This window comes from Herbaspirillum sp. CF444, from assembly GCF_000282135.1.
Taxonomy (GTDB): Bacteria; Pseudomonadota; Gammaproteobacteria; order Burkholderiales; family Burkholderiaceae_D; genus Herbaspirillum.
On record NZ_AKJW01000018.1, the window covers coordinates 119,459 to 142,083 of the forward strand.

Annotated in this window: 20 protein-coding genes and 1 other RNA gene; 14 read left to right on the forward strand and 7 right to left on the reverse strand. The window is 63.7% G+C overall.

Annotated elements, in window-relative coordinates; all coding sequences use genetic code 11:
* Positions 1 to 48: 48 nt before the first annotated feature.
* From PMI16_RS04095 to PMI16_RS04120, 6 genes are all read left to right on the forward strand, one after another.
* Complete coding sequence (locus PMI16_RS04095) at positions 49 to 930, forward strand: branched-chain amino acid ABC transporter permease (protein ID WP_007876685.1); 882 nt, start codon at positions 49 to 51, stop codon at positions 928 to 930.
* The gene (locus PMI16_RS04100) at positions 927 to 1,943 is read left to right on the forward strand and encodes a branched-chain amino acid ABC transporter permease (protein WP_007876687.1); all 1,017 of its coding nucleotides are present in this window, start codon (positions 927 to 929) and stop codon (positions 1,941 to 1,943) included. Before PMI16_RS04095 ends, PMI16_RS04100 begins: the two co-directional genes overlap by 4 nt.
* Positions 1,940 to 2,749, forward strand: coding sequence for an ABC transporter ATP-binding protein (locus PMI16_RS04105; protein ID WP_007876688.1), 810 nt, complete (start codon positions 1,940 to 1,942; stop codon positions 2,747 to 2,749). The genes PMI16_RS04100 and PMI16_RS04105 overlap by 4 nt, the downstream gene beginning before the upstream one ends.
* Complete coding sequence (locus PMI16_RS04110; RefSeq protein WP_007876690.1) at positions 2,742 to 3,503, forward strand: ABC transporter ATP-binding protein; 762 nt, start codon at positions 2,742 to 2,744, stop codon at positions 3,501 to 3,503. The genes PMI16_RS04105 and PMI16_RS04110 overlap by 8 nt, the downstream gene beginning before the upstream one ends.
* A 7-nt stretch (positions 3,504 to 3,510) precedes the next feature.
* Positions 3,511 to 3,948 (forward strand): nuclear transport factor 2 family protein, encoded by a 438-nt coding sequence (locus tag PMI16_RS24940; RefSeq protein ID WP_007876692.1) that lies wholly within the window; start codon positions 3,511 to 3,513, stop codon positions 3,946 to 3,948.
* A 225-nt stretch (positions 3,949 to 4,173) separates the two neighbouring features.
* The gene (locus PMI16_RS04120) at positions 4,174 to 5,292 is read left to right on the forward strand and encodes a porin (protein WP_007876694.1); all 1,119 of its coding nucleotides are present in this window, start codon (positions 4,174 to 4,176) and stop codon (positions 5,290 to 5,292) included.
* A 17-nt stretch (positions 5,293 to 5,309) separates the two neighbouring features.
* Here PMI16_RS04120 and PMI16_RS25185 read toward each other — a convergent pair.
* Positions 5,310 to 5,384, reverse strand: a non-coding RNA gene (locus PMI16_RS25185) — sX9 sRNA.
* A gap of 252 nt (positions 5,385 to 5,636) precedes the next feature.
* Here PMI16_RS25185 and PMI16_RS04125 point away from each other — a divergent pair.
* From PMI16_RS04125 to PMI16_RS04135, 3 genes are read left to right on the forward strand one after another with little or no spacing between them, the layout of a single operon-like run.
* Entirely contained in the window at positions 5,637 to 6,398 is a 762-nt protein-coding gene (locus PMI16_RS04125; RefSeq protein WP_007876696.1) for a GntR family transcriptional regulator, read from the forward strand.
* Between the two features lie 14 nt (positions 6,399 to 6,412).
* Entirely contained in the window at positions 6,413 to 7,210 is a 798-nt protein-coding gene (locus PMI16_RS04130; RefSeq protein ID WP_007876697.1) for a transporter substrate-binding domain-containing protein, read from the forward strand.
* Between the two features lie 12 nt (positions 7,211 to 7,222).
* The gene (locus tag PMI16_RS04135; RefSeq protein ID WP_007876698.1) at positions 7,223 to 8,638 is read left to right on the forward strand and encodes an amidase; all 1,416 of its coding nucleotides are present in this window, start codon (positions 7,223 to 7,225) and stop codon (positions 8,636 to 8,638) included.
* A 24-nt stretch (positions 8,639 to 8,662) separates the two neighbouring features.
* Here the strand turns inward: PMI16_RS04135 and PMI16_RS04140 are convergent, their stop codons facing one another.
* Positions 8,663 to 9,289: a flavin reductase family protein gene (locus PMI16_RS04140; RefSeq protein WP_007876699.1), complete on the reverse strand. Its 627-nt coding sequence runs from the start codon at positions 9,287 to 9,289 to the stop codon at positions 8,663 to 8,665.
* A gap of 270 nt (positions 9,290 to 9,559) precedes the next feature.
* Here PMI16_RS04140 and PMI16_RS04145 point away from each other — a divergent pair, with 270 nt between their 5' ends.
* Complete coding sequence (locus PMI16_RS04145; protein ID WP_051994586.1) at positions 9,560 to 10,012, forward strand: MarR family winged helix-turn-helix transcriptional regulator; 453 nt, start codon at positions 9,560 to 9,562, stop codon at positions 10,010 to 10,012.
* A gap of 2 nt (positions 10,013 to 10,014) precedes the next feature.
* On the opposite strand, the gene PMI16_RS04150 is transcribed toward PMI16_RS04145, so the two are convergent.
* The 5 genes from PMI16_RS04150 to PMI16_RS04170 form a co-directional block, all read right to left on the reverse strand.
* Entirely contained in the window at positions 10,015 to 12,324 is a 2,310-nt protein-coding gene (locus tag PMI16_RS04150) for a xanthine dehydrogenase family protein molybdopterin-binding subunit (protein WP_007876701.1), read from the reverse strand.
* A gap of 46 nt (positions 12,325 to 12,370) precedes the next feature.
* Positions 12,371 to 13,003: an isochorismatase family protein gene (locus tag PMI16_RS04155; protein WP_007876702.1), complete on the reverse strand. Its 633-nt coding sequence runs from the start codon at positions 13,001 to 13,003 to the stop codon at positions 12,371 to 12,373.
* A 70-nt stretch (positions 13,004 to 13,073) separates the two neighbouring features.
* Positions 13,074 to 14,126, reverse strand: a complete 1,053-nt coding sequence (locus tag PMI16_RS04160) for a hypothetical protein (RefSeq protein ID WP_007876703.1) — start codon at positions 14,124 to 14,126, stop codon at positions 13,074 to 13,076.
* Between the two features lie 56 nt (positions 14,127 to 14,182).
* Complete coding sequence (locus tag PMI16_RS04165; protein ID WP_007876704.1) at positions 14,183 to 15,007, reverse strand: alpha/beta fold hydrolase; 825 nt, start codon at positions 15,005 to 15,007, stop codon at positions 14,183 to 14,185.
* 47 nt (positions 15,008 to 15,054) lie between these two features.
* Positions 15,055 to 15,807 carry a maleate cis-trans isomerase family protein gene (locus PMI16_RS04170; RefSeq protein ID WP_034379118.1) on the reverse strand — a complete coding sequence of 251 codons (753 nt, stop codon included), beginning with the start codon at positions 15,805 to 15,807 and terminating at the stop codon, positions 15,055 to 15,057.
* 313 nt (positions 15,808 to 16,120) lie between these two features.
* Here PMI16_RS04170 and PMI16_RS04175 point away from each other — a divergent pair, with 313 nt between their 5' ends.
* The 4 genes from PMI16_RS04175 to PMI16_RS04190 all read left to right on the forward strand — a co-directional run bounded on the left by PMI16_RS04175 (position 16,121) and on the right by PMI16_RS04190 (position 22,565).
* Entirely contained in the window at positions 16,121 to 17,272 is a 1,152-nt protein-coding gene (locus PMI16_RS04175; protein ID WP_007876706.1) for an FAD-dependent monooxygenase, read from the forward strand.
* 120 nt (positions 17,273 to 17,392) lie between these two features.
* The gene (locus PMI16_RS04180; protein WP_007876707.1) at positions 17,393 to 17,911 is read left to right on the forward strand and encodes a (2Fe-2S)-binding protein; all 519 of its coding nucleotides are present in this window, start codon (positions 17,393 to 17,395) and stop codon (positions 17,909 to 17,911) included.
* A 38-nt stretch (positions 17,912 to 17,949) separates the two neighbouring features.
* Entirely contained in the window at positions 17,950 to 20,916 is a 2,967-nt protein-coding gene (locus tag PMI16_RS04185) for a c-type cytochrome (RefSeq protein ID WP_237719777.1), read from the forward strand.
* A 56-nt stretch (positions 20,917 to 20,972) separates the two neighbouring features.
* Positions 20,973 to 22,565: a methyl-accepting chemotaxis protein gene (locus tag PMI16_RS04190; protein WP_007876709.1), complete on the forward strand. Its 1,593-nt coding sequence runs from the start codon at positions 20,973 to 20,975 to the stop codon at positions 22,563 to 22,565.
* The last annotated feature ends 60 nt before the right edge of the window (positions 22,566 to 22,625 follow it).

Below are 22,625 nucleotides of genomic sequence, written 5' to 3' on the forward strand. Positions count from 1 at the left end.
TGTGAATCACGCAACTCTTATGTAACCGACTGCCAGTCAAGGAAAACCATGTTATCCCGTTTTGCCATTTCTCTCGTTTCACTCCTGTTCGACGGCCTCGCCTTCGGCATGATCCTGTTCCTGATTTCGATCGGCATGTCGATCACGATGGGCGTCATGCGCGTGGTCAACCTGGCGCATTGCAGTTTTGCCATGGCCGGCGGCTACATGACCTTCATGCTGGTGACGCAGGCACAGCTGCCTTACGCCGTCGCCGTGCCGCTGGCGGTCATCGGCACCATGCTGCTCGGCGCGCTGCTGGAGCGTACCGTGTATTCGTGGATCTATGCCCAGAGCGAACTGGGCCAGGTGCTCATGACCATCGGCCTGACCTTCGTCATGATCGCCACCGCCAATGCCATGTTCGGCTCCACCATCCAGGACATCCCGGTGCCGGGCGCCTTGCGCGGTACGTATCAGGTGGGCGCGATCGGCCTTCCCGTATATCGCCTGTTCCTCATCGCGGTCAGTTGCGCCTGTGCGCTGGCGATCTGGTATGTGCTGGACCGCACCCAGGTCGGCGCCAGGCTGCGCGCGGCCGTCGACAACGCCAGGATGGCAGGCTGCATCGGCATGAACGTCAAGGCCTTCTTCGCCGTCACCTTCGCCATCGGTTGCGGCTTTGCCGGACTGGGCGGCGCGCTCGGCGCCGACATGTTTCCGCTGGAGCCGTTCTACGCGCTCAACTATCTGGTGCTGGTGCTGATCGTGGTATCGGTGGGCGGCCTCGGCAGCATCAAGGGCACGCTCATCGCCGCGCTGGTGCTGGGCATGATCGACACGCTGGGACGCTACTTCCTGCCGGAAGCGGGCGGCCTGGTGATTTATCTGGCGACGCTGGCGATGTTGCTGGTGCGCCCTCAGGGACTCTTCGGAAGGCAAACAGCATGAAAACCACGAATCTCCGCATCCTGCCGGCCGGGGCGCTGCCGTTCTACCGCGTCCGTCTGGCCGACGTCTTGCCATGGGTGGTCGCGCTGGCGGCGTTCTTCACCTTCGACACCTATATGTCGATCGGCTCGCAAATCCTGGTCATGGTGATCTTCGGCATTTCGCTCGATCTCGCGCTCGGCTTTGCCGGCATCAATACCCTGGGCCATGCGGCCTTCTTCGGCATCGGCGCATATGCGGCCGGTTATTTTTCGCTGCACGTCTCGCCCGAACCGTTCAGCGGCCTGCTGGTCGCGGCCGGCCTGGCGGCGCTGATCGGTTTGCTGTCGGGCTGGCTGTTGCTGCGCACCAGCGGATTGGCGCTGCTGATGCTGACCATGGTCACCACCGTCGTGCTGCACGAGATTGCCAATACCTGGCGCGGCGTCACCGGCGGCGCGGACGGTTTATCGGGCATGGAGACGGCGCCGCTGTTCGGCCTGTTCGCGTTCGACCTGTACGGCAAGACGGCGTATCTGTACGCATTGGGCGTGCTGTTCGTGGTCTTCGTCGCCGTGCGCATCATCGCCAATTCGCCGTTCGGCCTGTCGATCCGCGGCATCCGCGAAAACGCCAAGCGCATGCTGCTGGTCGGCACGCCGGTACACGCCAAACTGATTCTCGCCTACACGCTGTCGGCGGCGATCGCCGGCATCGCCGGCGGCCTGAGCGCGCAGATCACGCGCACCGTCAGCCTGGACCTGCTGAGCTTCCAGTTGTCCGGCAACATCCTGATCATGCTCATCATCGGCGGCGTCGGTCGTCTGTACGGCGCCTTCATCGGCATTCCCTTGTACATGCTGTTGCTGGATCGCGCCGCGGCGATCGATCCGTTTCACTGGATGTTCTTTGTCGGCATTGCGCTGATCGTGCTGGTGCGGTTTGCGCCGGGCGGCTTGCTGGCCTTGGCTTCCGGCGTGTGCGATCGGATAAGCAAGCGCCTTGCGCTCAATCTCGCCAAGGAGCAGAAATGAATCCCGTCCTGCAAGCATCGCATGCGGACATGGCGTCTCCGGCGACAGCCTCCACGCCTCCCTGTGCATTGGAAACCCGTGGACTGTGCAAGCGCTACGGCGCCATCGAAGTCACGCGCAACGTCGACCTGCGCATCGAACGCGGCGCCCGCCACGCGCTGATCGGTCCCAACGGCGCCGGCAAGACGACTTTCGTCAATCTGGTCACCGGCGTGGCGGCGCCGACGGCCGGCAGCATCTATCTGGACGGCCGCGACGTTACCCAGGCCAGTCCGCAGAAGCGTGTCGCGGGCGGCCTGGCGCGCACCTTCCAGATCAACACCCTGTTCACCGAACTGACCGTCGCCGAGAACGTTGCCATTCCGCTGGGCCAGCGCATGGGCATCGCCTGGAAGCTGTGGGGCAAGCCGGCCCATCATGCCGGCGTGGTCGAAGAGGCCGCCGCCTTGCTGGAACAGCTCGGCCTGTTGCCGCTGGCGTCGCGCCGCGTCAACCAACTGGCCTACGGCCAGCGCCGCATGATCGAGATCGCCATCGCGCTGGCGTTGAAACCGCAGGTGCTGTTGCTGGACGAACCGGCTGCCGGCATCCCCAACGGCGAGAGCGGCATGATCCTCGATCTGCTGGAGCGCTTGCCCGAAGATATTTCCATTTTGTTTATCGAACACGACATGAACCTGGTATTTCGTTTCGCCAAAAAAATCACCGTGCTGGTCGAAGGCAGCGTGCTGACGGAGGGCGCGCCCGCCGACATCCGCGTCGACGAACGCGTGCGCAATGTCTATCTGGGGCGACGCCATGGCTGAACTGCTCGACATCCACAATCTGACCGCCGGCTATCGCGACGCCGTCGTCATCGACGATCTGTCTTTCCGCATCGGGCAGGGCGAAGCCGTCAGCCTGCTGGGCCGCAACGGCGTCGGCAAGAGTACGCTGCTGGCGACCATGATGGGGCTGACCACGGTCAGCAAAGGCTGTCTCGAATTCGACGGCAAGAACATCGGCAACGCCGCCAACTACCAGCGCAACCGCATGGGGATCGGCTACGTGCCGCAAGAGCGCGAGATATTTGCCTCGCTGACCGTCGAGCAGAACATGCGCGTCGCCGCGCGTCCCGGCGAATGGAACATCGCTGCGGCGTACAAGCTGTTTCCCCGCCTGGAAGAGCGCCGCAACAACTACGGCAACCAGCTGTCCGGCGGCGAGCAGCAGATGCTGGCCATGGCGCGCGCGCTGGTCGGCAATCCCAAGCTGCTGTTGCTCGACGAGCCGCTGGAGGGTTTGTCGCCGGTGATGATGGACATCCTGCTGGACGCCGTCAAACAGCTCAGGCAAAGCGGTCTCACGCTGATCCTGGTGGAGCAGCACGCGCACCTCGCGCTGGAAGTCACCGAGCGCGTCGTCATCATGGACCGTGGGCGCATCGTGCATGACGGCCGCAGCGACCTGCTGCTCAAGGACGACGCCACCATGCACCAGTTGCTGGGTCTGGCGCATGAACAGGCAAGTGAAAAAGCAGCAGAGCCTGCGCGGAAACCCGATCTCAAACTCGCGAGCTGACAGCCATATGCCTTTCGATGCACTTCAACACCTGCTGGTCGAGCAGGAATGCCGGCGCCTGATTCACCGCTACGCCTACCTCAACGACGAGCGCAACTTCGATGCGCTCATCGATCTGTTCACCGACGACGCCATCGTGTATCGCCCTTCGGCGCCGGCAACGCCTCTGGTCGGGCGCGAGACGATCCTGGCATCGTTCCGCGGCCGGCCTGCCGATGTGCGCACTTTCCATCTGTGCACCGACGTGATCGTTGAGATCGAAGACCGCGAGCACGCCACCGCACGCTCGCGCATCGTGCTGTTGTCGGGGCCGCGGTCCGAGCCGGGGGCGGCAGCGATCGATGCCGTGTCCAAACCGCCTGCGCCGGGTACGTTCGAAGACCGCCTGCGTCTCACCGCGCAAGGATGGAAATTCGTCGAGCGGCGCGGGTCGTTCTGGATCTGAAAACGCAAACGAAGGAAGTGTCGTTTTCTGCGCCGTCATAAACAGATTAGATCGACCCTCGCGGCAATCGGCAACAAAGGCGGGCAGGCCCGTCGCTAGAATGATTCACGCTGAATCATCGATACGAATGCAGCACACGCATGACTTCGCAGCAGCGCAACGACGCCCAGATCGGTCCCGCTGCCGACGAATACATAAACAGAAAATACCTGGAGGAGACAAGAAATGAAGAAATCAGTACGCGCCGCAACCGGAGTAGTGAGTGCATTGGGCGCCATTGCCGGAATCGCCGGAGTCTTGTTGTCGCCGTCGGCGATGGCGCAATCGCAGGTGACGATTTACGGTCTGATCGATACCGGCGTGGAATATGTCACCAACGCCAACGCGGCCGGCAACTCGGTCGTCAAGATGCCGTCGCTGACCGGCTCGTTTCCGTCGCGCATCGGCTTCAAGGGGACCGAAGACCTGGGCGGCGGCCTGCAGGCGATGTTCGTGCTGGAAGCCGGCATGGCGGTCGACACCGGCGGCATGGGACAGGGCAACCGCCTGTTCGGCCGCCAATCCTACGTCGGCCTGAAGAACGCCACGCAAAGCGTCATGCTGGGTCGCCAGGTCAACATGACCTACCTGTCCACGCTGAAGTCCGACGTGATGGGACCGAACATCCACAGTATCGGCAATCTCGATGCTTACTTGCCGAATGCACGCAGCGATAACGCCATTGGATATCTCGGGACCTTCTCCGACGTGACCGTGGGCGTAACCTACAGCTTCGGCCGCGACGCCACCGCCGCAGGCGGTCCGGCATCGACCAACTGCGCCGGCGAGACCGCGGGCGACAGCAAGGCCTGCCGCCAGTACACCGGCCTGCTCGGGTACGACAACAAGTCCTTCGGCGTCAACCTCGCGTACGACAAGCTCAACGGCGGTCCCAACGCGCTGCTGGGTTTGAACAGCAGCAGCTATACCGATACGCGCATCGGCCTGCACGGCTACTTCATGATCAGCGATGCGCGCATCGGCCTGGGCGTGCTGGATCGCAAGACGCAGACCGCGACCAAGAGCGATTCCGATCTGTACTACCTCGGCCTGAGCTATCCGTTCACGGTGGCGCTGGTGCTGGATACGCAGATCTCGCGCCTGAAGTTCAAGGGCACGGCGAACTCCGCGACGCTGTCGGTGGCGCGCCTGACCTACAACCTGTCCAAGCGCACCGCCTTGTACACGTCGCTCGGCTATATCAAGAATGCCGGCACCTCGGCGATTGCCGTCGATGCCGGCGGCACGGTCGGCACCGGCATGAACCAGCTGGGCGTCATGACGGGGATTCGCCATACTTTCTGATGATATTTTTGAGAACCTGTTCAAAGTCTGTAGCGAGAGGCCATCAGCTGGTGGCGCCCGGAGCGGAGAAACCGGAGTGTACTTTAGTACATGAGGATTTCGAGCACCGGACGACGCCAGATCATGGCCTCGCAGTAAGACTTTGAACAGGTTCTTGGCATCGTTGCCGGAAGCGTGTCTTCTGAATGGACGACACGCTTTTTTTATTTCTCCGTGTTTGCCCCGTCAGGGAGCACGACTGCCGATAACTGTGCAGGCGCGCAGAAGCTGCGCCTCATTGTCGTGCAAAACCTGGCTTGCCTACCTGTATACAGCTTGGCATGAAATCTGCATACAGGTTTGGCATGACTACATCATCCGAAATCAGCGACCGTATTCTTGAGTCCGTGCTGGCCAAGCGCCTGCTGCCGGGGGCGCGACTGAGCGAGCAGCAACTGGCGACCCTGTTCGGCTGCAGCCGGACCATCGTGCGCGAAGCCCTGACACGCTTGTCGGTGCGGCAACTCGTGGTGTCGAGCGTCGGCAGCGGCTGGTATATCGCCGCACCCACGCAGGAAGAAGCGAGCGAAACCTTCGAAGCGCGGCGCGTCATCGAAACCGGCCTGCTGCGTAGCAGGGAGCGTCTCGACAGCGCCGGCCTCAAACGTCTGCGCCAGCATCTCCAGCAACAGCGCCGCGCGCTCAAGAGCGGCGATACCGGTTTGCGTAGCTTCTTGCTGGGCGACTTCCATGTCTGCCTGGCGCAATGCCTGGGCAACGCCGTGCTGGCCAATACCCTGAAAGACCTGACGGCGCGCACCACGCTGATCGCGATTGAACATCAGAGCGACGCCGATGCGGCGCATTCCTGCGAAGAACATGCACGGATCGTCGAAGCGCTCGATGCCGGCGATCTGGCGCGCGCAGAGAAACTGATGGCGGCGCATCTCGGCACCTGGCACCTCAAGTTGCCGATGCAGGATGAGACGGCTGCCGCCCGCGCTCCCGATCCCTTGATGGCGCTGCAGGAAGTCTTGCAGCCGCTGGATGTGCACGGCGCATCCCGGACTCCATCACCGAAAACCGCCGCAAAGGACCGCACTGCGCGGCCGTCCCGTTCAACCTGACCTGGAGTAAAGTAATGATGACCATCACCAAACGTCGTTTTTTCCTAGCTGTCGCCGCGTTGGCGCTGTTCGCGTCGGCTTGCGGCGCACGGGCGCAGAGCGCGCTCGACGACATCCAGAAGACGAAGCAGATCCGCATTGCGATTCCGACCGATTTTGCGCCTTACGGCTTTGTCGACGCCGACCTGCATCCGCAGGGGTTGGATATCGACATGGCCAATTACGTCGGCGCCAAACTGGGCGTCAAGGTGGTGCTGGTGCCGGTGACCAGCGCCAACCGCATTCCTTATCTGCAGACCAAAAAGGTCGATATCGTCATCTCCACGCTGGGCAAGAATCCCGATCGTGAAAAGGCGATCGACTTCACGGTCGCCTACTCGCCGTTCTTCATCGGCGTGTTCGGTCCCAAGACCATGGCGGTCAAATCCGGCGCTGATCTGGCCGGCAAGTCTATCGCCGTCACACGCGGATCGATGGATGACATGGAGCTGACCAGGATCGCACCGGCGACGACCGGCCTGCGCCGCTTCGAGGACAACAACACGACCATCTCCGCCTACATGGCCGGACAGACGCAATTGGTCGCCACCAGCGTGCAGGTGGCCGACGTGATGATGAAGAAAAGTCCGCAAATGGGCACCGAGTTCAAGTTCGTGCTCAAGGTGTCGCCGAATTTCATCGGCCTGGCCAAGAACGAAGACAAGCTGCGCGGCCGCCTGAACGAGATCCTGATGGAAGCGAAGAAGAGCGGCGAACTCGACAAGCTGTCGCAGAAATGGCTGAGCCGTCCTGCCGGCGACCTGCCGGAATAAGTTGATCAGCCGATGAAAGACGAACTGTGGCGCCTCGACGCCGCGCAGCTTGCGGCCGGCTATCGCAGCGGCGCCTTCACGCCGGTGCAGGCGCTGGAGGCTTGCCTGGCCCGCATCGCGCAATGCCAGCCGGCGATCAACGCCATGGTGGTCATCGACGCCGACGGCGCGCGTGCTGCGGCGCAGGCCAGCCTTGCACGATGGAATGCGTCTGCGCCGCTCGGGCCGCTCGACGGCGTGCCGGTCAGCGTCAAGGACAACATGCACGTTGCCGGCATGCCGACGACGTGGGGCAGTCGTTTGCTTCAGGGTTTCGTCGCAGCCAGGGATGAGTTGCCGGTGGCGCGTCTGCGCAGCGCCGGTGCGGTACTGATCGGCAAGACCAATCTGCCGGAGTTCGCCATGCAAGGGTATACATGGAACGGCTTGCACGGCGCTTCGCGCAATCCCTGGAACACGGCATTGACGCCCGGCGGTTCGTCCGGCGGCGCGGCCGCGGCGGTTGCCGCCGGCTGCGGCCCGTTGGCGCTGGCGACCGACGGCGGCGGTTCGATCCGGCGTCCGGCATCGCATTGCGGGCTGGTGGGATTCAAGCCGTCAGCGGGCCTGGTGCCGCGCAGCGACGGCTTGCCGGAAATTTTTCTCGACTACGAAGTCGCCGGCGGCATCGGCCGCAGTGTTGCCGACGTCGCTGCATTCACCCGCGTGCTGGCCGGGTGCGATCTGACGGCGCCGGTACCGCATAGGGCGCGCATCCTGTTCGTGCCGCGCTTCGGCGGCCATCCCGTCGACGCCGGTATCGCTGCACAGCTGGCACAGGCGGCCGATCGGTTTGCCGCGCTCGGCCATGATGTCGTGCAGAGTGAATCCTTCGAGCTCGCGGAGGAGATCAATCAGCGCTGGTCTGCACTGTCGACTGCGGGATTGGTGTGGATGATGGAGCGCGTCGCTTCTTATCCGGAATTCGCCGCCGCGTGCGGTACCGGCACGGAGCCGGAACTGCTGTTGGGCAACGCTGCACGCGAGCATCTATCGGCCGGTCGCAGGCAGGCGTCGTCGGCCCTGTTTGAGACGCTGGCTGCGGTGCGTACGCTCAAACTGCGTCTGTCCGGGATTTTCAGTCAGTACGACGCCATCCTGACACCGGCCACGGCGGCGCTGCCCTGGCCCGCAGAACAGACGCATCCGGCGGCGATCGCCGGCAGCGCCGTCGGGCCGCGTGGGCATGCAATATTCACCGCGTTTGCCAATGCCGCCGGATTGCCGGCGATCGCCTTGCCGACAGGCCTGGTCGAGGGCATGCCGACCGGTTTGCAATTGATAGGCATGCAGGGGCGGGACGCCGGGTTGCTGGCACTGGCGCAGCAATACGAGCATGCGCATCCCTGGCAGGAACGCTGGCCGGATGCGGGATACGTTCCTGTCTGATTGCAAGAATGCGTGGACCGGCGGCTACTTGGCCCAGCCGCGCGGTCGCGTCAGTTCGAAGTTGGCCTCGCTGCGCGTGCGGCCGTACCAGTCGCCGCCCATGCGCGAGAGCAGGTTCAGTTTTTCCGGATCGGGCAATTGCTTGTCGTTGAGGATGCGTTCATCGAAATGCGCCGCCAGCACGCGCGCCAGCAAGATATGGCAGGACGGCGCCTCGGCGGGGTAGGGCAGGCAACTGACCAGTGCGCATTCGAGACTGACCGGCGCCGCCGCGACACGTGGCGGACGCACCAGCGAAGACGGCGTGGAGGCGATGCCGCAGCGATCGAATTCGCTGATATCGGCGTCGTAGGAAAACGAAGTTTCATTCATGGCGTCGGCCAGTTCGAAGCCGACCAGGTTGACCACCAGTTGCCCGGTTTCCTGCGCGTTGCGCACGGTGTCCTTGATGCTGCCGTCGCGTTGCACCAGCGGCGAGATCATCACCGTCGGCGGTTTGCCGGTGACCATCTGGAAAAAGCTGAACGGCGCCAGGTTGTTCACGCCCGATGCGGACACGGTCGATACCCAGGCGACCGGGCGGGGAATGACGGCCGAGGCCAACCAGCTATAGGCCTGGCGCGGGTCGACGTTGCCAAAATCAATATACATAACAACTCCAAAGTGGTGCGGCCATCGTGTGCCGCCGCAACCCAGACCTGCGAAGGCCGGGATTTGATCTGACGCAAGAACGCTTGCCTTTCGCCTGCCGGCGAACGCCTTCGCCGGTATACTTCGATTCTGGCATTGCCGGACCGTTGCCGGGCAGCTTTTACGCATTCGCTTGCACACCGGCTGTCTTTAGCTTGCTATTGCAGTCAGGAAAAGCGATAGTTTTACATATTCAGACCAAGACCAGAACCCGTGCCTAAAAGCAAAAATATTTCACCCGAGCAGGCCAAGGATGCCGATGCGCTTGGCAGCTATCATTTCTCCGAGCAAGTAGGCCATTTATTGCGCCGCGCGTATCAGCACCATGTCGCGATTTTCCAGCAGCATATTTCGGATTCGCAGCTCACCGCGGCGCAGTTCGTGACGATGTGCGCGATTCAGGAGCATGGCACGTGTTCCCTGAGCGATATCGTCAAAACCACGGCGATCGACCAGGCGACCATTCGCGGCATTATCGAGCGGCTCAAGCTGCGCGAGCTGATCGTGCTGTCGCACGACGCCGCGGATCGCCGCAAGGTGCTGGTGACGCTGAGCGACGCCGGCGCATCGCTGGTAAAGTCGACCGTGCCGCATGCGGCGGATATCTCGGAAGCGACTTTCGGCAAGCTCAATCCGGCCGAGCGCGTTGCGATCATGTTCCTGCTGCGCAAGATGATCGACTGATTTCAGTTCCTGCCTGCCGGTGCGGCCAGCGCCTGCAGAATCTTTTCTGCGGTAAAAGGAGGCTGGCGAAAACGCCGGCCGGTCGCGTCAAACAGGGCATTGGCGATTGCCGCCGCGCTCGGTACGGAAGCCGACTCGCCGGCGCCCAGCGGCGGTTCTCCCTGCCGCTCCATCAACACCAGTTCCACAGGCGGCACTTCGCCGAATTTCAATATCGGATAAGCGCCCCATTCCAGGCTGTTCACTCCTTGCGCATCAAAGCGCACCTGCTCCTTCAATACCCGGCTCAGCGACTGGATGATGTTGCCGTGCATCTGATGCCGCACGCCGTCAGGGTTGACCATCATGCCGGTATCCTGTCCGACCACCACTCGGTTCACCGTCAACGCGCCCGATCGCGGATCGACGCTGATGTCGATTACCCATGCCGACCATGCTGCGCCGAAGCCGGGGAATTTACTGTGGACGTAGCGTGCATAGGCGATGCCGCGTCCGAGCAGCAGGCCGTCCATCCCGGCGATGCCGCGCGAGCCCGCGGCGCGCGCTTTCCATTGGGCGCGTTCAGCCGTGGCTTGCAGCAATTCGGCGGCGCGCTGGTCGTCGAGATGGCGCAGGCGGTATTCCAGCGGATCGGCGCCGGCTTCGTGTGCAAGCTCGTCCATGAAGGCATCGTGCGCGAAGGAGTTCGGCAGCGCCGAGACGCCGCGCAGCCATGCCGAGCGGACTACGGGGGCCGTGTCGTCGCAGGCGATGCGGGTGTGCGCATAGCGGTAGGGCGGCACGGAAGTGCGGTCGCCCATCTCGAGCACCCGCGGCTCGGAAGGGACGGCGCCGGTCAGCAGCAGGGCCAGCGTCGGCGCGTCGTTGGAGGGATAGCGCGTAATGAAGTCGTAGGCGCCGAGCTCGCCTTCGCCGTCGATGCTGCCGCGCACGCGCATCAGTTGCGCGGCGCCTTTGGGTTCCCATGCGTGTTCTTGCTCGCGCGTCAGTTGGACGCGCACGGGACGGCCGACGGCACGCGACAGCAACGCGGCGTCGGCGCCGACATCATCGGCGCAATTGCGGCCGTAGCAACCTGCGGCTTCCATGCGGACGACTTCAATCTTGCCTTCATCGATTTGCAGCAGCTGCGCCAGATCGATGCGCAGCACATGCGGATTTTGCGTGCCCGACCAGACCGTCAGGCCATCCTCGCGAAAATCCGCCAGGGAGCACGAAGGGCCGATCGACGCGTGCATCTGGTAAGGCCAGACATAGGTGCGTTCAAGCGCCACGCCATCGCCGGACCGCGCTCGGGAGAATGCGGCCGCGGCGTCGCCTTGCCGCAGCAGCTCGCGCCGTCGCGAGGGCAGGTTGTGCAAGGTGGTTTCGAGATCGGCCATATCCGGCAGCGGCTGCTGCGGCTTCCATTGCACCCTGAGTTCGCGCGCGGCGCGTTGCGCCTGTTCCTCGCGCTCGGCGACGATGCCGATGAAGTCGCCTTGCACCACGATTGCCACGATGCCGGGCAGATGAGCGACGGAGGCCTTGTCGACCACGATCAGGCTGGCGCCGACGAAGGCACCGCCGTCGCGTCCGGCATACGGCGGGCGCACCACGCGTGCGTGCAGCATGCCGGGAACACGCATGTCGTGGACGTACACCAGTTCGCCCGTCACCTTGGCGGGAATGTCGACGCGCCGCGTGCTGCGGCCGACGACGCGATACTGGTCGACAGGCTTGAGGGCCACCTCGCCGGCCGACAGCGGCAGCTCGATGCGCCTGCCGCGCAGCAGGTGTGCGTAACTGATCGACTTGGCCGGATTGTCGGCGGTGCTTACGATGCCGTCGCGCACCTGCAGCGCAGCGACGTCGGCTTGCAGATGTTGCGCGGCCAGCGCCAGCAGTTGATGACGCGCCTGGGCGGCGGCTTTTCTGAGCGGAATGGCGGAAATCTGTATCGTCGCGCTGGCGATGGTGGGGCCTTGATTGGGCGCTTCTTCGGTATGGCCCAGCACCATGGTGACGGCGTCGGGCGCGACGTCGAGTTCCTCCGCGACGATTTGCGCCAGCGAGGTGCGGATGCCGGTGCCGAGGTCGACGTGGCCGTTGAACGCCATCACGCGCCCATCGCCGAACAGGGCGATAAAGACGTCGGGCTCGCGCGGCACATAGGACGAGGCTGCGCCGGGTTGGCCGGGCGCAGGCTTGGCGGCCGCCTGCGGCGCGCGCGTCACCAGCAGCACGTCGCCGCTGTCGAGCAGGCGGCGGCGCGTGTCGCTGGGTACGAGGATCGCCGGCGAGGCGCGACCGTTCGTCTGCTGCTGATCCATCAATGCCTTCCGTGCGGTTGGTTGTCGGTGCCGGTCGATGTTCCGATCAGGCCTTGCCGGCGCGGGCAGTTGCTTCCAGCGCCTCGGTCAACGGCAATACTGTCGCATATTTTTGCGCCATGTCGAACAAGTTTGCCTCATGCGGGGCAATCGCGCGGTCGCCGACGCAATCGGACACCACCAGCGGACGAAATCCCCATGACATCGCATCGACGACGCTGGCGCGCACGCAACCGCTGGTGACGGCGCCGGCGACCAGCAAGGTCTGCACGCCATGCTGCGTCAACCAGGGGGCCAGCGAGGTGCCGAAGAAAGCCGACGGTACGGTCTTGCGCACCACCAGCTCGCCGGCGGCGGGCGTCAATTCCGCGACGATGGCGCTGTTGGGGGTGTCTTCGGTCAGCGTCATCATGCCCGGCACCTTGATGCCGAAAATATTGCGGTCGGACGCGTCGTCGGCGAAGACGATGCGGCTGTGCGCGACGGCCCAGCCCTGCTGGCGCGCATGCGCCAGCAGTTTCTCGGTCCGGGCGATGGCGGGGGCGATATTGCCGCCGCCGAAGACATCCGGATTGGCGAAGCCGTTGACGAAATCGACGATCAACAGGCCGAACGGCGCTTTGGCTTCCAGCGTCTGGCCGAAGCCCTGGCGCTCGTAGGTGGAGATTTCCTTGTGCATGATCTGTTCCTTGCTGGATATGAGTCTGCCTATGAGGCTGCCCGAAAGAGGAGATAAAAGAGGCAATGAATCAGGATTTGCCGTATGCGAAACCGTCGAGCACCTTGCCATTGCGCACGACGGCCTCGCCGTCCAGGGAAACCGTGCAGCGGCGCAGCGGGATGTCGATATGGCAGGCGGTATTGCGCTGGCCGCCGGCTTCGTTGTTGGGGCCGAAGGAGAACAGGAAGTTGCCCTCGTAGGCGCGCGCGTCCATGCCGATGGTGGCTTCGCGGTCGTACATGGCCAGCGTCGACCAGTGCGCGCGCGGTTGCAGGCCCCAGCCGATGTGCGACATCGCGTAGGCTTCCGGATCCTTGAACGAGGCCATGTATTCGCTCAGCAATTCGGCGTCGACGCCGCCTTCGATGTTGGTGACGAAACCATTGCGCACGGTGACATGGATCGGCTCCTGCGCGTACGATTTCATCGGCAGCAGGATATCGCCGCGATCGATGACGAGCGTGCCTTCGGTGCCGCGTTCGTTCGGCCAGGTCAGCACGAAGCCGCTCGGCCAGTGATCCCAGCGCCCGGGCTCGTCGACAAAACCATATTCGCTGATCACCGGGAATTCACCCAGCGGGCAGCGCAGGTCGGTGCCGGCTTCCGAGCTGATGTGCATGTGCTTTGCGCCTTGCAGTTTCCTGGCGGCTTGCGTCACGCGTTGCTTGTCGTCGGCGCTCGGCACCATGCGCACCAATACCTCGGGCGGTTCCACCGCCAGCAAAATTTTGGTTCCTGCCTTGAGTATCTCGTGCTGCTCGGGTGAGAACAGCAGCGTCATCAGATCGAGCACCAGATCGCTTTCTTTCAGCGCCGCGATGGCGGCGCGATTGCCGGTCAGCGGCGTGGTGCCGAGATAGGCCAGCGAGTCGCGGCTGAGCGCCTTCTCCGCGTTGACCGGCTGCAGGTCGAGCCGGTTGGCGGTCGCGCCGAGAAGGCCGATGGCGGTCAGCGCCGTCGACAGGGTTTGCGGGTGCGTGCTGCTGCTGGTAAGCACCGTGACGATGTGCGCGGGTTCGAGTTTGGAAAGCGTCAACACCTGCTTCCAGGCTTGAATCAGATCGTAGTCGCTGACGGCCATGGCCTGTCCTTTCTGAAGAGGCGCCATGCATGCACACGGCGCAGTGAGTCAAACAATTACAACGGAGCGCCGAGGAATTCGCCGAAGGCCGCATAGAAGCCTTCTTCGTCATCCCAGGGGATCATGTGGCCGGCGTTGTCGACCCGCGCCACGCCGACTTGCGGCAGCAGCGCGCGGATCTCGTCGATGTCGGCCGGCAGCAGCACGTCGCCGCGTCCGGCGACGATCAGCAGCGCCGGAATTTTTACCGCCGGCAGGTGCTGGTGGATGTCGTCGGCATGGAAGCCGTCGAAGCTGGCGATCACGGCGCGCTCGTCGCAGGTATGCAGCCATTCCGCGCGCAGGCGCAGCTGTTCTTCCGTCCAGGTGGGACAAAAGGCGCGCATCTGCCCGGCGCTGCAGCCTTCGCGCGCCAGTTCCATCGAGTCGACGTACCACGGCAGCTTGGATGGGTAGGCGCGCCGTCCAGGGCCGGAAACCGGCGGATCGATCATGACCAGGCTGTTCAGTCCGCGCGGACGGTGCGCGGCGGCGCGAATGCCGATGCGGCCGCCCATGGAGTGGCCGACGATGGCGTAGCGCTGCAGGCCCAGGGCTTCGGCGAAAGCGATGACGTCGTCGGCTTGCGCCTCCAGGCTGTAGTCCAGTTCGGTCGAGGCCGACGACAGGCCGCGTCCGCGCACGTCGATCACATACGTATCGAAGTGGCGGCCGAAGCGTTCGCCGACGAAGCCCCAGGTCGCCGCCGGGCTGGTGATGCCGGGAACGATGATCACGGCGTCGCGCGCTGCGCGGCCGCCTTCGGCGCCGCCGTAGCGAAGATAGTGCTGGCGGATGCCGTTGGCGCGGACGTTGGCGCCGTAGAGAAAAGTGCTGGTCATGACGATCCTTGATGCGGGAGAGAGTGGGGCGTTCAGTGGCGTCGCCGTCAGTAGGCGCCGGACAGCAGCGCACCGGCGCCGGGCACGATGGTTTCCAGGTTGAGCCGCTTGAGCATGGCGTAGGTGGTGGCGACGGCGGCGGTGATGACCGGTTTGCCGGTCATCGCTTCCACTTGCGCGATCACCGGCAGCGACGGCATTTGCACGCAGGCCGACAGCACGATGGCGTCGACATTGCGGGTATCCATCTGCGCAACGATGGCCGGCAGGCGCGACGGATCGTGGCGGCCGACTTCCAGGTTGTCGGGGATTTCCAGCGCGCGCCATTCGACGACGTCGTAGCCTTCGTGGCGAATGTAGTCGACCACCAGTTCCGTCAAGGGCTTCATGTACGGCGCGACCACCACGATGCGCTTGGCGCCGATGACCTTGAGTCCGTCGATCAGCGCGCCCGCGCTGGTGACGACCGGCGCGTCCGCGCCATTGGCGGCGGTGTGGGCGGTCAGTCGCTGCTCGGACTTGCGGTGATAGCCGCGGCCCATGGCCATGATGGCAACCAGGCAGGCGTAGCCGAGCACGTCGACGCGGGCGTCGCTCAGTTCCACGGCGCAGCGGTCGGATTCGCCGTCCATGGCCGCCAGCTCGTCTTTCTCGACGCGCTTCATGCGCATGCGGCTGGAATGGAAGGTAAAGCGTTCGGGCCGGATCATCTGCCGCGCCGTCAGCATCGCGGGGATCTCCGTTTCCATGGTGGTGTTCGAACTCGGCACGATCTGTCCGATGCGGTATGCCTTTTGCATTTGTCTCTCCAGGTGGTTGGCGTTGCCCGTGGAAAACATGAGTGTTTACACGGAATATAGAGTGCATACGCTATATTTAATCATTTTATGGAAATTGGCAAGGCTCCTTTGTGGCTTCTGTAATTTTTATGATGATCGTCCAAGATAGTGCTAAATATGCGCTAATTTGGCGCACTGCAAAATAATTTGCACGCAAAAAGTGATTTTAAATATCCGGGAAACATTTTCTTTACTTTGAAAAAAGCAGTGTGTACACTCAATTTCAGGTTGTAGTGCTTGTTGAATATTTCACCCCATAGTGAGGAGATTGATTGTGCAAAAATCACCGCGCATTGCCGTTATCGGTGCCGGATTGGGAGGCGCAGCCGCAGCGTCGCTGCTGCAAAAAGCCGGATTCAACGTTCATCTGTATGAGCAGGCGCCGGTGTTTTCCCGTCTCGGCGCCGGCATTCATCTTGGTCCCAATGTCATGAAGGTGATGCGGCAGATCGGCATCGAAGATGCGCTCAACGCCACCGGCTCGCATCCTGATTTCTGGTACAGCCGCGACTGGAAGAGCGGCGAAGAGATCGCCAGGATTCCCCTGGGCGACTATGCCCTGTCCCATTACGGTTCCAGCTACCTGACCGTGCATCGCGGCGATTTCCATGCGCTGATGATCGACACGATCCCCGACGACGTGTTGTCCTTCAATAAACGTCTGGCAAAAGTGGAAGACAAGGGCGACGTCGTCCATCTGCATTTCGCCGACGGCACCATGGAAGAGGCCGACATCGTGATCGGCGCGGACGGCATCAATTCCAAAATCCGCGACACCCTGCTCGGCGCGGAACTGCCGAAGTACACCGGCTACGTGGGCCATCGCGCCGTATTCCCGGTTGCCGGCGTCAAGGGCTTCACGCACGACCTGTGCACCAAATGGTGGTCGGACGACCGCCACATGATGGTGTACTTCGTGACCGGCAGTAAGGACGAAATCTATTACGTCACCGGCGTGCCGGAAGCGACCTGGGACATGAGCAAGAGCTGGGTGCCGAGCAGCCGCGACGAAATGCTGGCGGCCTTCGACGGCTGGCATCGCGGCGTGCAGTCGCTGATCGAGGCCAGCGAAAACGTCACCAAATGGCCTTTGCTGGAGCGCGACCCGCTGCCGTTGTGGAGCCGCGGCCGCCTGGTGCTGCTGGGCGATGCCTGCCACCCGATGAAACCGCACATGGCGCAGGGCGCCGCGATGGCGATTGAAGACGCCGCCATGCTCACGCGTTGCTTCCAGGAAGTCGGACCGGCCGATTACGCCACCGCCTTCGCGCTCTATGAAGCCAATCGCGCGGAACGTGCAGGTAAAGTACAACTGGTTTCCCACAACAACACCTGGTTGCGCAACAATGAGAATCCGGATTGGTGTTTTGGCTACGACGTATTCAGCGTGCCGCTGGTGAATCCGGTCAACGCCAAGCGGGCGTGACCGACGAGCAGGAAAGAGCAGGAAATGGCACAAATCCCGGACGGCTGGCCCGTTCGGGATGTGTGCCGATAAGTTAACGCGCCAACCGGATCCGCCAGCAGCGATTTTCTGAGACTTGCCATGTCAGCTTCCCGTCCACTGTCGATAGAGGTCAACCGCATCCGGCACACGCTGGATGTCGCGCCCGACGTTCCTTTGCTGAACGTTCTGCGCAACGACCTTTGTCTCAATGGGCCGAAGTTCGGCTGCGGCCTGGGAGAGTGCGGCGCCTGTACGGTGCTGGTCGACGGCGTGGCGGCGCGATCCTGCGTGATCCCGCTGGTGGGTGTCGACGGGCGTTGCATCACCACGCTCGAAGGACTGGCGGCGCCGGCCGGTGACGGCCGGGCGCCGCAACTTGATCCGGTGCAGCAAGCTTTTATCGACGAGCAAGCCGCGCAGTGCGGCTACTGCATCAACGGCATGATCATGACGATCAAGGCATTGCTGCTGCGCAAGCCCGAGCCGACTGAACAGGAAATCCGCTCCGAGCTTGAATTCAATCTCTGCCGCTGCGGCACGCACGTGGAAATCATGCGCGCCGCCTTGCGGGCAGTCCAGCTGAACAAGGCAGCCGTCGCGAGCGAGGCAAGCCGATGAACGCTGCGCTTCTTTCCCTCCGGCCGGATGCTGCGGACATGCTGTATGGCCGTGTCCTCAGGCCGCCTCGCCTGGACTGGAACGGCCGCGACTATACCGGCATGCATCTGGCGTGGCACGACGTCGCGTCGCTGGCGGACGTGCCTGGCATCGTCAGGCTGGTCGTGCGCGGCGACTTCATCGGCATCGTCGCGACGGAAGACCGCTACGCGTTGCAAGCGATCGCGCAACTGCGGGTTCGATGGAAGGCGCACGAGGCATCGCCGCAATCGCTTCCCGCGGAACGGCAGTACAGCACCGTTTATGCACGCGGCGACGTCGCAGGTGCTTTCGGCGCATCGTCCTCCCCCATGGAGCGTTCTTACAGCTGGACGGCGACGGGCGTTTTGCCGGATGCCGGCGATCCGATGCTCAGCGCGATTGCGGATTGCAACGCCGGAGGTGCGCGTCTGTGGACCGCGTCGCCGCTTTCCGCCGTTGTGCGTCAGCAGATTGCCGCATTGATCGGGATGCCCGCGTCCATGGTGCAGTCGGATGTGGCGCAGTTCGACGAAGATTTTTTCAAGCGCGAACCGGGTCTTGCACAGATTCAGCAAGACGCCGCTGCGGACGCCGCACTCTTGTCGGCGGCGGCGGGACGTCCCGTCAGCGTCACCTTGTTGCCGGAACAGGCCGGCGTCATGACGCGGCGGATGGTGGCGCAGATCGAAGCCGGAATCGACACGCAAGTCGATGCAAAAAACGGCGGCGGCATACTCGCCTATCGTCACACGGCGCATGCCGCCAGCGGGAATTTTCCGCCGCTGGCGCTCATGCTGGCGGGGATTGCCGATCCGGTCAGCGATGCCGCTTCCGGCGTGCATGATCAGTACGGCGCGCAGCTGCCGCCGTATGCCTATGCCAATGTGCAACTGGTTCAGCAGGGTCATGCCGGCGACTATGCCGCCGCGCATGTTTTTGCGCATGAGTCGTTCATCGACGAGGCAGCCCGTCAAGCCGGGGCGGATCCGGTGCAATATCGTTTGCAACATCTGCAGGACGAGCGCGGTGCAGCGCTGGTGCACGCCGTTGCGCGGCAAGCCGGCTGGAACGGCGCGGCAGCAGAAAAGAAAGCCGGCGGCAATATGTTGCGCGGACGCGGATTTGCCTATGCCAGCGTCATCGACGAAGGCGGCAAGCCGGACGCAGCGCGCCGGCAATGGTCGGCGTGGGTGGCGGATGTCGAATACGATCGCGATTCCGGCGACCTCAGCGTGACCCGCGTGGTGGTCGGACAAGACGTCGCCGAAGCCGGAACAGACATGCAGCCAGGCGACTTTCACCGCATTGAAGATGAGGCTTCGCGCAGCGACGCACAATCGGCGATGCGTGGATTGCTGGCAAGCGAAAGCAGCTTCGATGCCTGGGCAAAGCAGGAATACGGCATCAGCGTTGCATCCGCCGTGCAGGCATCGCTGCCCGCGGTGGAACTGGTGGGTCTGCCCGCCGCGAAGAACGGCGGCACGCCCGGGCCGGTTCGCCTGAGCGGCAACGCCGCCTTTTCTCTTCCGGCGGCTGCTGCCGTCGCCAACGCGATTCACGACGCCACCGGCATCCGTTTGCGTTCGGCGCCGTTCAGCAGCGAACAGCTGCGTCTCGCGCTGGGGGAAGGCAAGACGGCGAAGAAGCGCATCCTCGGCTGGAAGGGCGGCATCTTCGGCGGCGTCGCCGCGACGCTCGCAGGCTTGTTCGTCATGGCGTCGCCGTGGCGCGCCGAGATCAAACCGATCGCCGCTCCCGACCCGACCCTGTATTCCGCCGCGACCATCGCGCGCGGCAAGCTGGTTGCCGCGGCGGGCGACTGCGTGGTGTGCCACACCGCGCCCAACGGCGTGCCCAACGCCGGCGGCCATGCCCTGGAAACGCCCTTCGGCACGGTCTACAGCACCAACATTACTCCGGATGAAAAGACCGGCATCGGCAACTGGTCGTTTGCCGCGTTTGAACGCGCCATGCGCGAAGGGATTCACCGCGACGGCCGTCATTTGTATCCAGCCTTTCCTTACACCGCATTCGCCAGGATCAGCGATGCCGACATGCAGGCGCTGTATGCCTACCTGATGGCGCAGGAACCGGTCGCGCATGCGCCGCCGGCAACCAGGCTGGCGTTCCCGTTCGGCGCGCGGCCGCTGATGGCGGGATGGAACCTGCTGTTTCACAAGAACGAACAATTCGTGCCGGATGCTTCGCGCTCGGCGCAATGGAATCGCGGCGCCTATCTGGTGGAAGGCGCCGGCCATTGCAGTGCCTGCCACTCGCCGCGCAACATGCTGGGGGCAGAAAAAGGCGGGCGCGCGTATCTCGCCGGCGGCAGCGCCGACGGCTGGGAAGCGCCTGCACTGACTTCCTTGTCGCGGGCGCCGGTGCCGTGGAGCGAAGCGGAATTGTTCACTTATCTGCGCACCGGATTTTCGCCATTGCACGGCGTTGCCGCGGGTCCGATGGCGCCGGTGGTGGCCGAACTGGCGCAATTGCCTGCCGACGATGTGCGTGCCATCGCGCACTATCTGGCCTCGTTCAATGAGCCTGCGTTGCGGGAAAAATCGAAGACAACCGTTGCCGTCGCGGCCGATACGGAGACACCGGCGACAACAACGATGCAGACACAAACCGTTGCCTCCGTCATGGGCGCCAATCTGTATCGCGGCTCCTGCGCCGTGTGCCATCAGGGCGATACCGGTCCGACCTTGTTCGGCGTCAAGCCGTCGCTGTCGCTCAACACCAATGTGCACAGCGCCGCGCCGGACAACCTGATCCGCGTGATTTTGCAAGGCATACGCGAGCCGGCCAATCCCGAGCTCGGCTACATGCCCGGATTCGCCGATAGTTTCAATGACGAACAACTGGTCGAATTGTTGAAATACCTGCGTGCAAACTTTGCCGCGGACAAACCGGCGTGGCCGGATCTGAAAGCCGACGTGGCGCGAATACGAGAGGCCGGCAAGGCCGCAGCGCTGACTCACTGACGAACGATGACGAACGACAAACGGAATTTCCATACCTTGAGTGGAAGGGGCGGGGCATGCTTGCGAATTTGGTAGTGGCCGATCAGAGCGCCCTCGCGTGGCGCGCGGAGGATCTTCATCTCGATGACGATGAATACCTCATTACGCGCACCGATCCCGACGGCAAGATGGTCTACCTGAATTCGGCCTTCGTCGCCCGCAGCGGCTATGGCCATGACGAACTGCTGGGCCAGCCGGCCAGCCTGATGTACGCCCCCGACACGCCGCCGCAAGTCGGCGCCGATCTGTGGCGCACGGTCAAGGCGCAAGGCGCCTGGACCGGCGTGATGCGGCACCGCTGCAAGGATGGTCGCTGTTTCTGGGCCAGCGCCACGATTACGCGGACCATGGTCGACGGCGTCCATGTCGGGCATACCACCGTCCGCACCAAGGCGGCGATGTCCGACGTCGCGATGATGGCGCAGTTTTATGCGCAGCTGGCGGCGCGCCGCCGCAGTCGCCGCAAGCTCAGCGCCGGCGCGCTGGTGCAACGCGCGCCGTTCGGCTGGTGGCGCCTGTTCAGCGCGCCGAGCCTGCATGTGCGGCTGTTGACGGCGCAAGGCCTGAACGCCCTGGCGCTGCTGCTGTCCGCCTGGTCGGTGGCGACGACATGGCCGCATTACGAGCAAGCGGACATGCTGACATTGCTGATCAGCCTGCTGCTGGTGGTGACGCTTACCGCGATCGGGACGCGGGTGCGCGCGCCGCTGCAAGAACTTCTGAGCCATGCCCGCAAGATCGGCGCCGGCGATTTGACCAGCACCGTCGACGGCGATCGTGCGCGCCATGACGAAATGTCGGTGCTGGCATCGAGCATGGGCGTGATGCAAAAAAGCCTTGCCAATCTGGTGCAGGACCTGCGCGTGGGCGTGCATACCGTGGATGTCGCGGCGGGAGAAATTTCGGATGCCAATCTCGATCTTGCCGCACGCACCGAAGAGACCGCCGCCGCGGTGGAACAGACCGCTTCCAAGATGAACGACCTCAGCCGCATGGTGCAGCAGAACGCCGCCAGCGCGGCCGAAGCGCGCAAGCTGGCGGGGACCTCCTCCGAGGTCGCCACGCAGGGGCATGCGATGGTCGGCAAAGTGGTGGCGACCATGGACGACATTTCACGCAGTGCGGCCGAGATCGCCGCCATTTCCTCGGTGATCGAAGGCATCGCTTTCCAGACCAATATTTTGGCGCTCAATGCGGCGGTGGAGGCGGCGCGCGCCGGTGCGCACGGACGCGGCTTCGCCGTGGTGGCGTCGGAAGTGCGCAACCTCGCGCAACGCAGCGCCCAGGCCGTGCAGGAAATCAATCGCCTGCTGGCGCAATCCGGAGAGCGTGTCGCCGTCGGCGTCAGGATCGCCGGCGATGCGGGCAAGACCATGCAGCAGATCGTGGCGTCGGCATCGCAAGTGGCGCAGATCGTCGGCCATATCGCCGATGCATCGGCGGCGCAAAGCCGCGACATCGGACAAGCCAATGAGGTCATCGCGCAGATCGACGACGCCGTCAAGCAGAACGCGGCGATGGTCGAGCAGGCGGCAGCCGCAGCGGCATCGTTGGCGGAACAGAGCAGGAAGCTGGGCGGATCGGTAGCAATGTTCCGTTCCCGGCAGTGAGGTCTTGGGAGCAACAGCAGGCGGGACGGCCGGCCTGCCTGCTGTTGCCCCGGGAGGTCC

What these genes read in the sequence shown, in the direction of transcription:
- PMI16_RS04110 (WP_007876690.1), top strand. Translation starts at nt 2,742, where the DNA reads ATGGCTGAACTGCTCGACATCCACAATCTGACCGCCGGCTATCGCGAC.
- PMI16_RS04120 (WP_007876694.1), top strand. Translation starts at nt 4,174, where the DNA reads ATGAAGAAATCAGTACGCGCCGCAACCGGAGTAGTGAGTGCATTGGGC.
- PMI16_RS04095 (WP_007876685.1), top strand. Translation starts at nt 49, where the DNA reads ATGTTATCCCGTTTTGCCATTTCTCTCGTTTCACTCCTGTTCGACGGC.
- PMI16_RS04180 (WP_007876707.1), top strand. Translation starts at nt 17,393, where the DNA reads ATGTCAGCTTCCCGTCCACTGTCGATAGAGGTCAACCGCATCCGGCAC.
- PMI16_RS04105 (WP_007876688.1), top strand. Translation starts at nt 1,940, where the DNA reads ATGAATCCCGTCCTGCAAGCATCGCATGCGGACATGGCGTCTCCGGCG.
- PMI16_RS04160 (WP_007876703.1), bottom strand. Translation starts at nt 14,126, where the DNA reads ATGGCCGTCAGCGACTACGATCTGATTCAAGCCTGGAAGCAGGTGTTG.
- PMI16_RS04135 (WP_007876698.1), top strand. Translation starts at nt 7,223, where the DNA reads ATGAAAGACGAACTGTGGCGCCTCGACGCCGCGCAGCTTGCGGCCGGC.
- PMI16_RS04165 (WP_007876704.1), bottom strand. Translation starts at nt 15,007, where the DNA reads ATGACCAGCACTTTTCTCTACGGCGCCAACGTCCGCGCCAACGGCATC.
- PMI16_RS04125 (WP_007876696.1), top strand. Translation starts at nt 5,637, where the DNA reads ATGACTACATCATCCGAAATCAGCGACCGTATTCTTGAGTCCGTGCTG.
- PMI16_RS04170 (WP_034379118.1), bottom strand. Translation starts at nt 15,807, where the DNA reads ATGCAAAAGGCATACCGCATCGGACAGATCGTGCCGAGTTCGAACACC.
- PMI16_RS04185 (WP_237719777.1), top strand. Translation starts at nt 17,950, where the DNA reads ATGCTGTATGGCCGTGTCCTCAGGCCGCCTCGCCTGGACTGGAACGGC.
- PMI16_RS04155 (WP_007876702.1), bottom strand. Translation starts at nt 13,003, where the DNA reads ATGCACAAGGAAATCTCCACCTACGAGCGCCAGGGCTTCGGCCAGACG.
- PMI16_RS04130 (WP_007876697.1), top strand. Translation starts at nt 6,413, where the DNA reads ATGATGACCATCACCAAACGTCGTTTTTTCCTAGCTGTCGCCGCGTTG.
- PMI16_RS04190 (WP_007876709.1), top strand. Translation starts at nt 20,973, where the DNA reads ATGCTTGCGAATTTGGTAGTGGCCGATCAGAGCGCCCTCGCGTGGCGC.
- PMI16_RS04150 (WP_007876701.1), bottom strand. Translation starts at nt 12,324, where the DNA reads ATGGATCAGCAGCAGACGAACGGTCGCGCCTCGCCGGCGATCCTCGTA.
- PMI16_RS04100 (WP_007876687.1), top strand. Translation starts at nt 927, where the DNA reads ATGAAAACCACGAATCTCCGCATCCTGCCGGCCGGGGCGCTGCCGTTC.
- PMI16_RS04140 (WP_007876699.1), bottom strand. Translation starts at nt 9,289, where the DNA reads ATGTATATTGATTTTGGCAACGTCGACCCGCGCCAGGCCTATAGCTGG.
- PMI16_RS24940 (WP_007876692.1), top strand. Translation starts at nt 3,511, where the DNA reads ATGCCTTTCGATGCACTTCAACACCTGCTGGTCGAGCAGGAATGCCGG.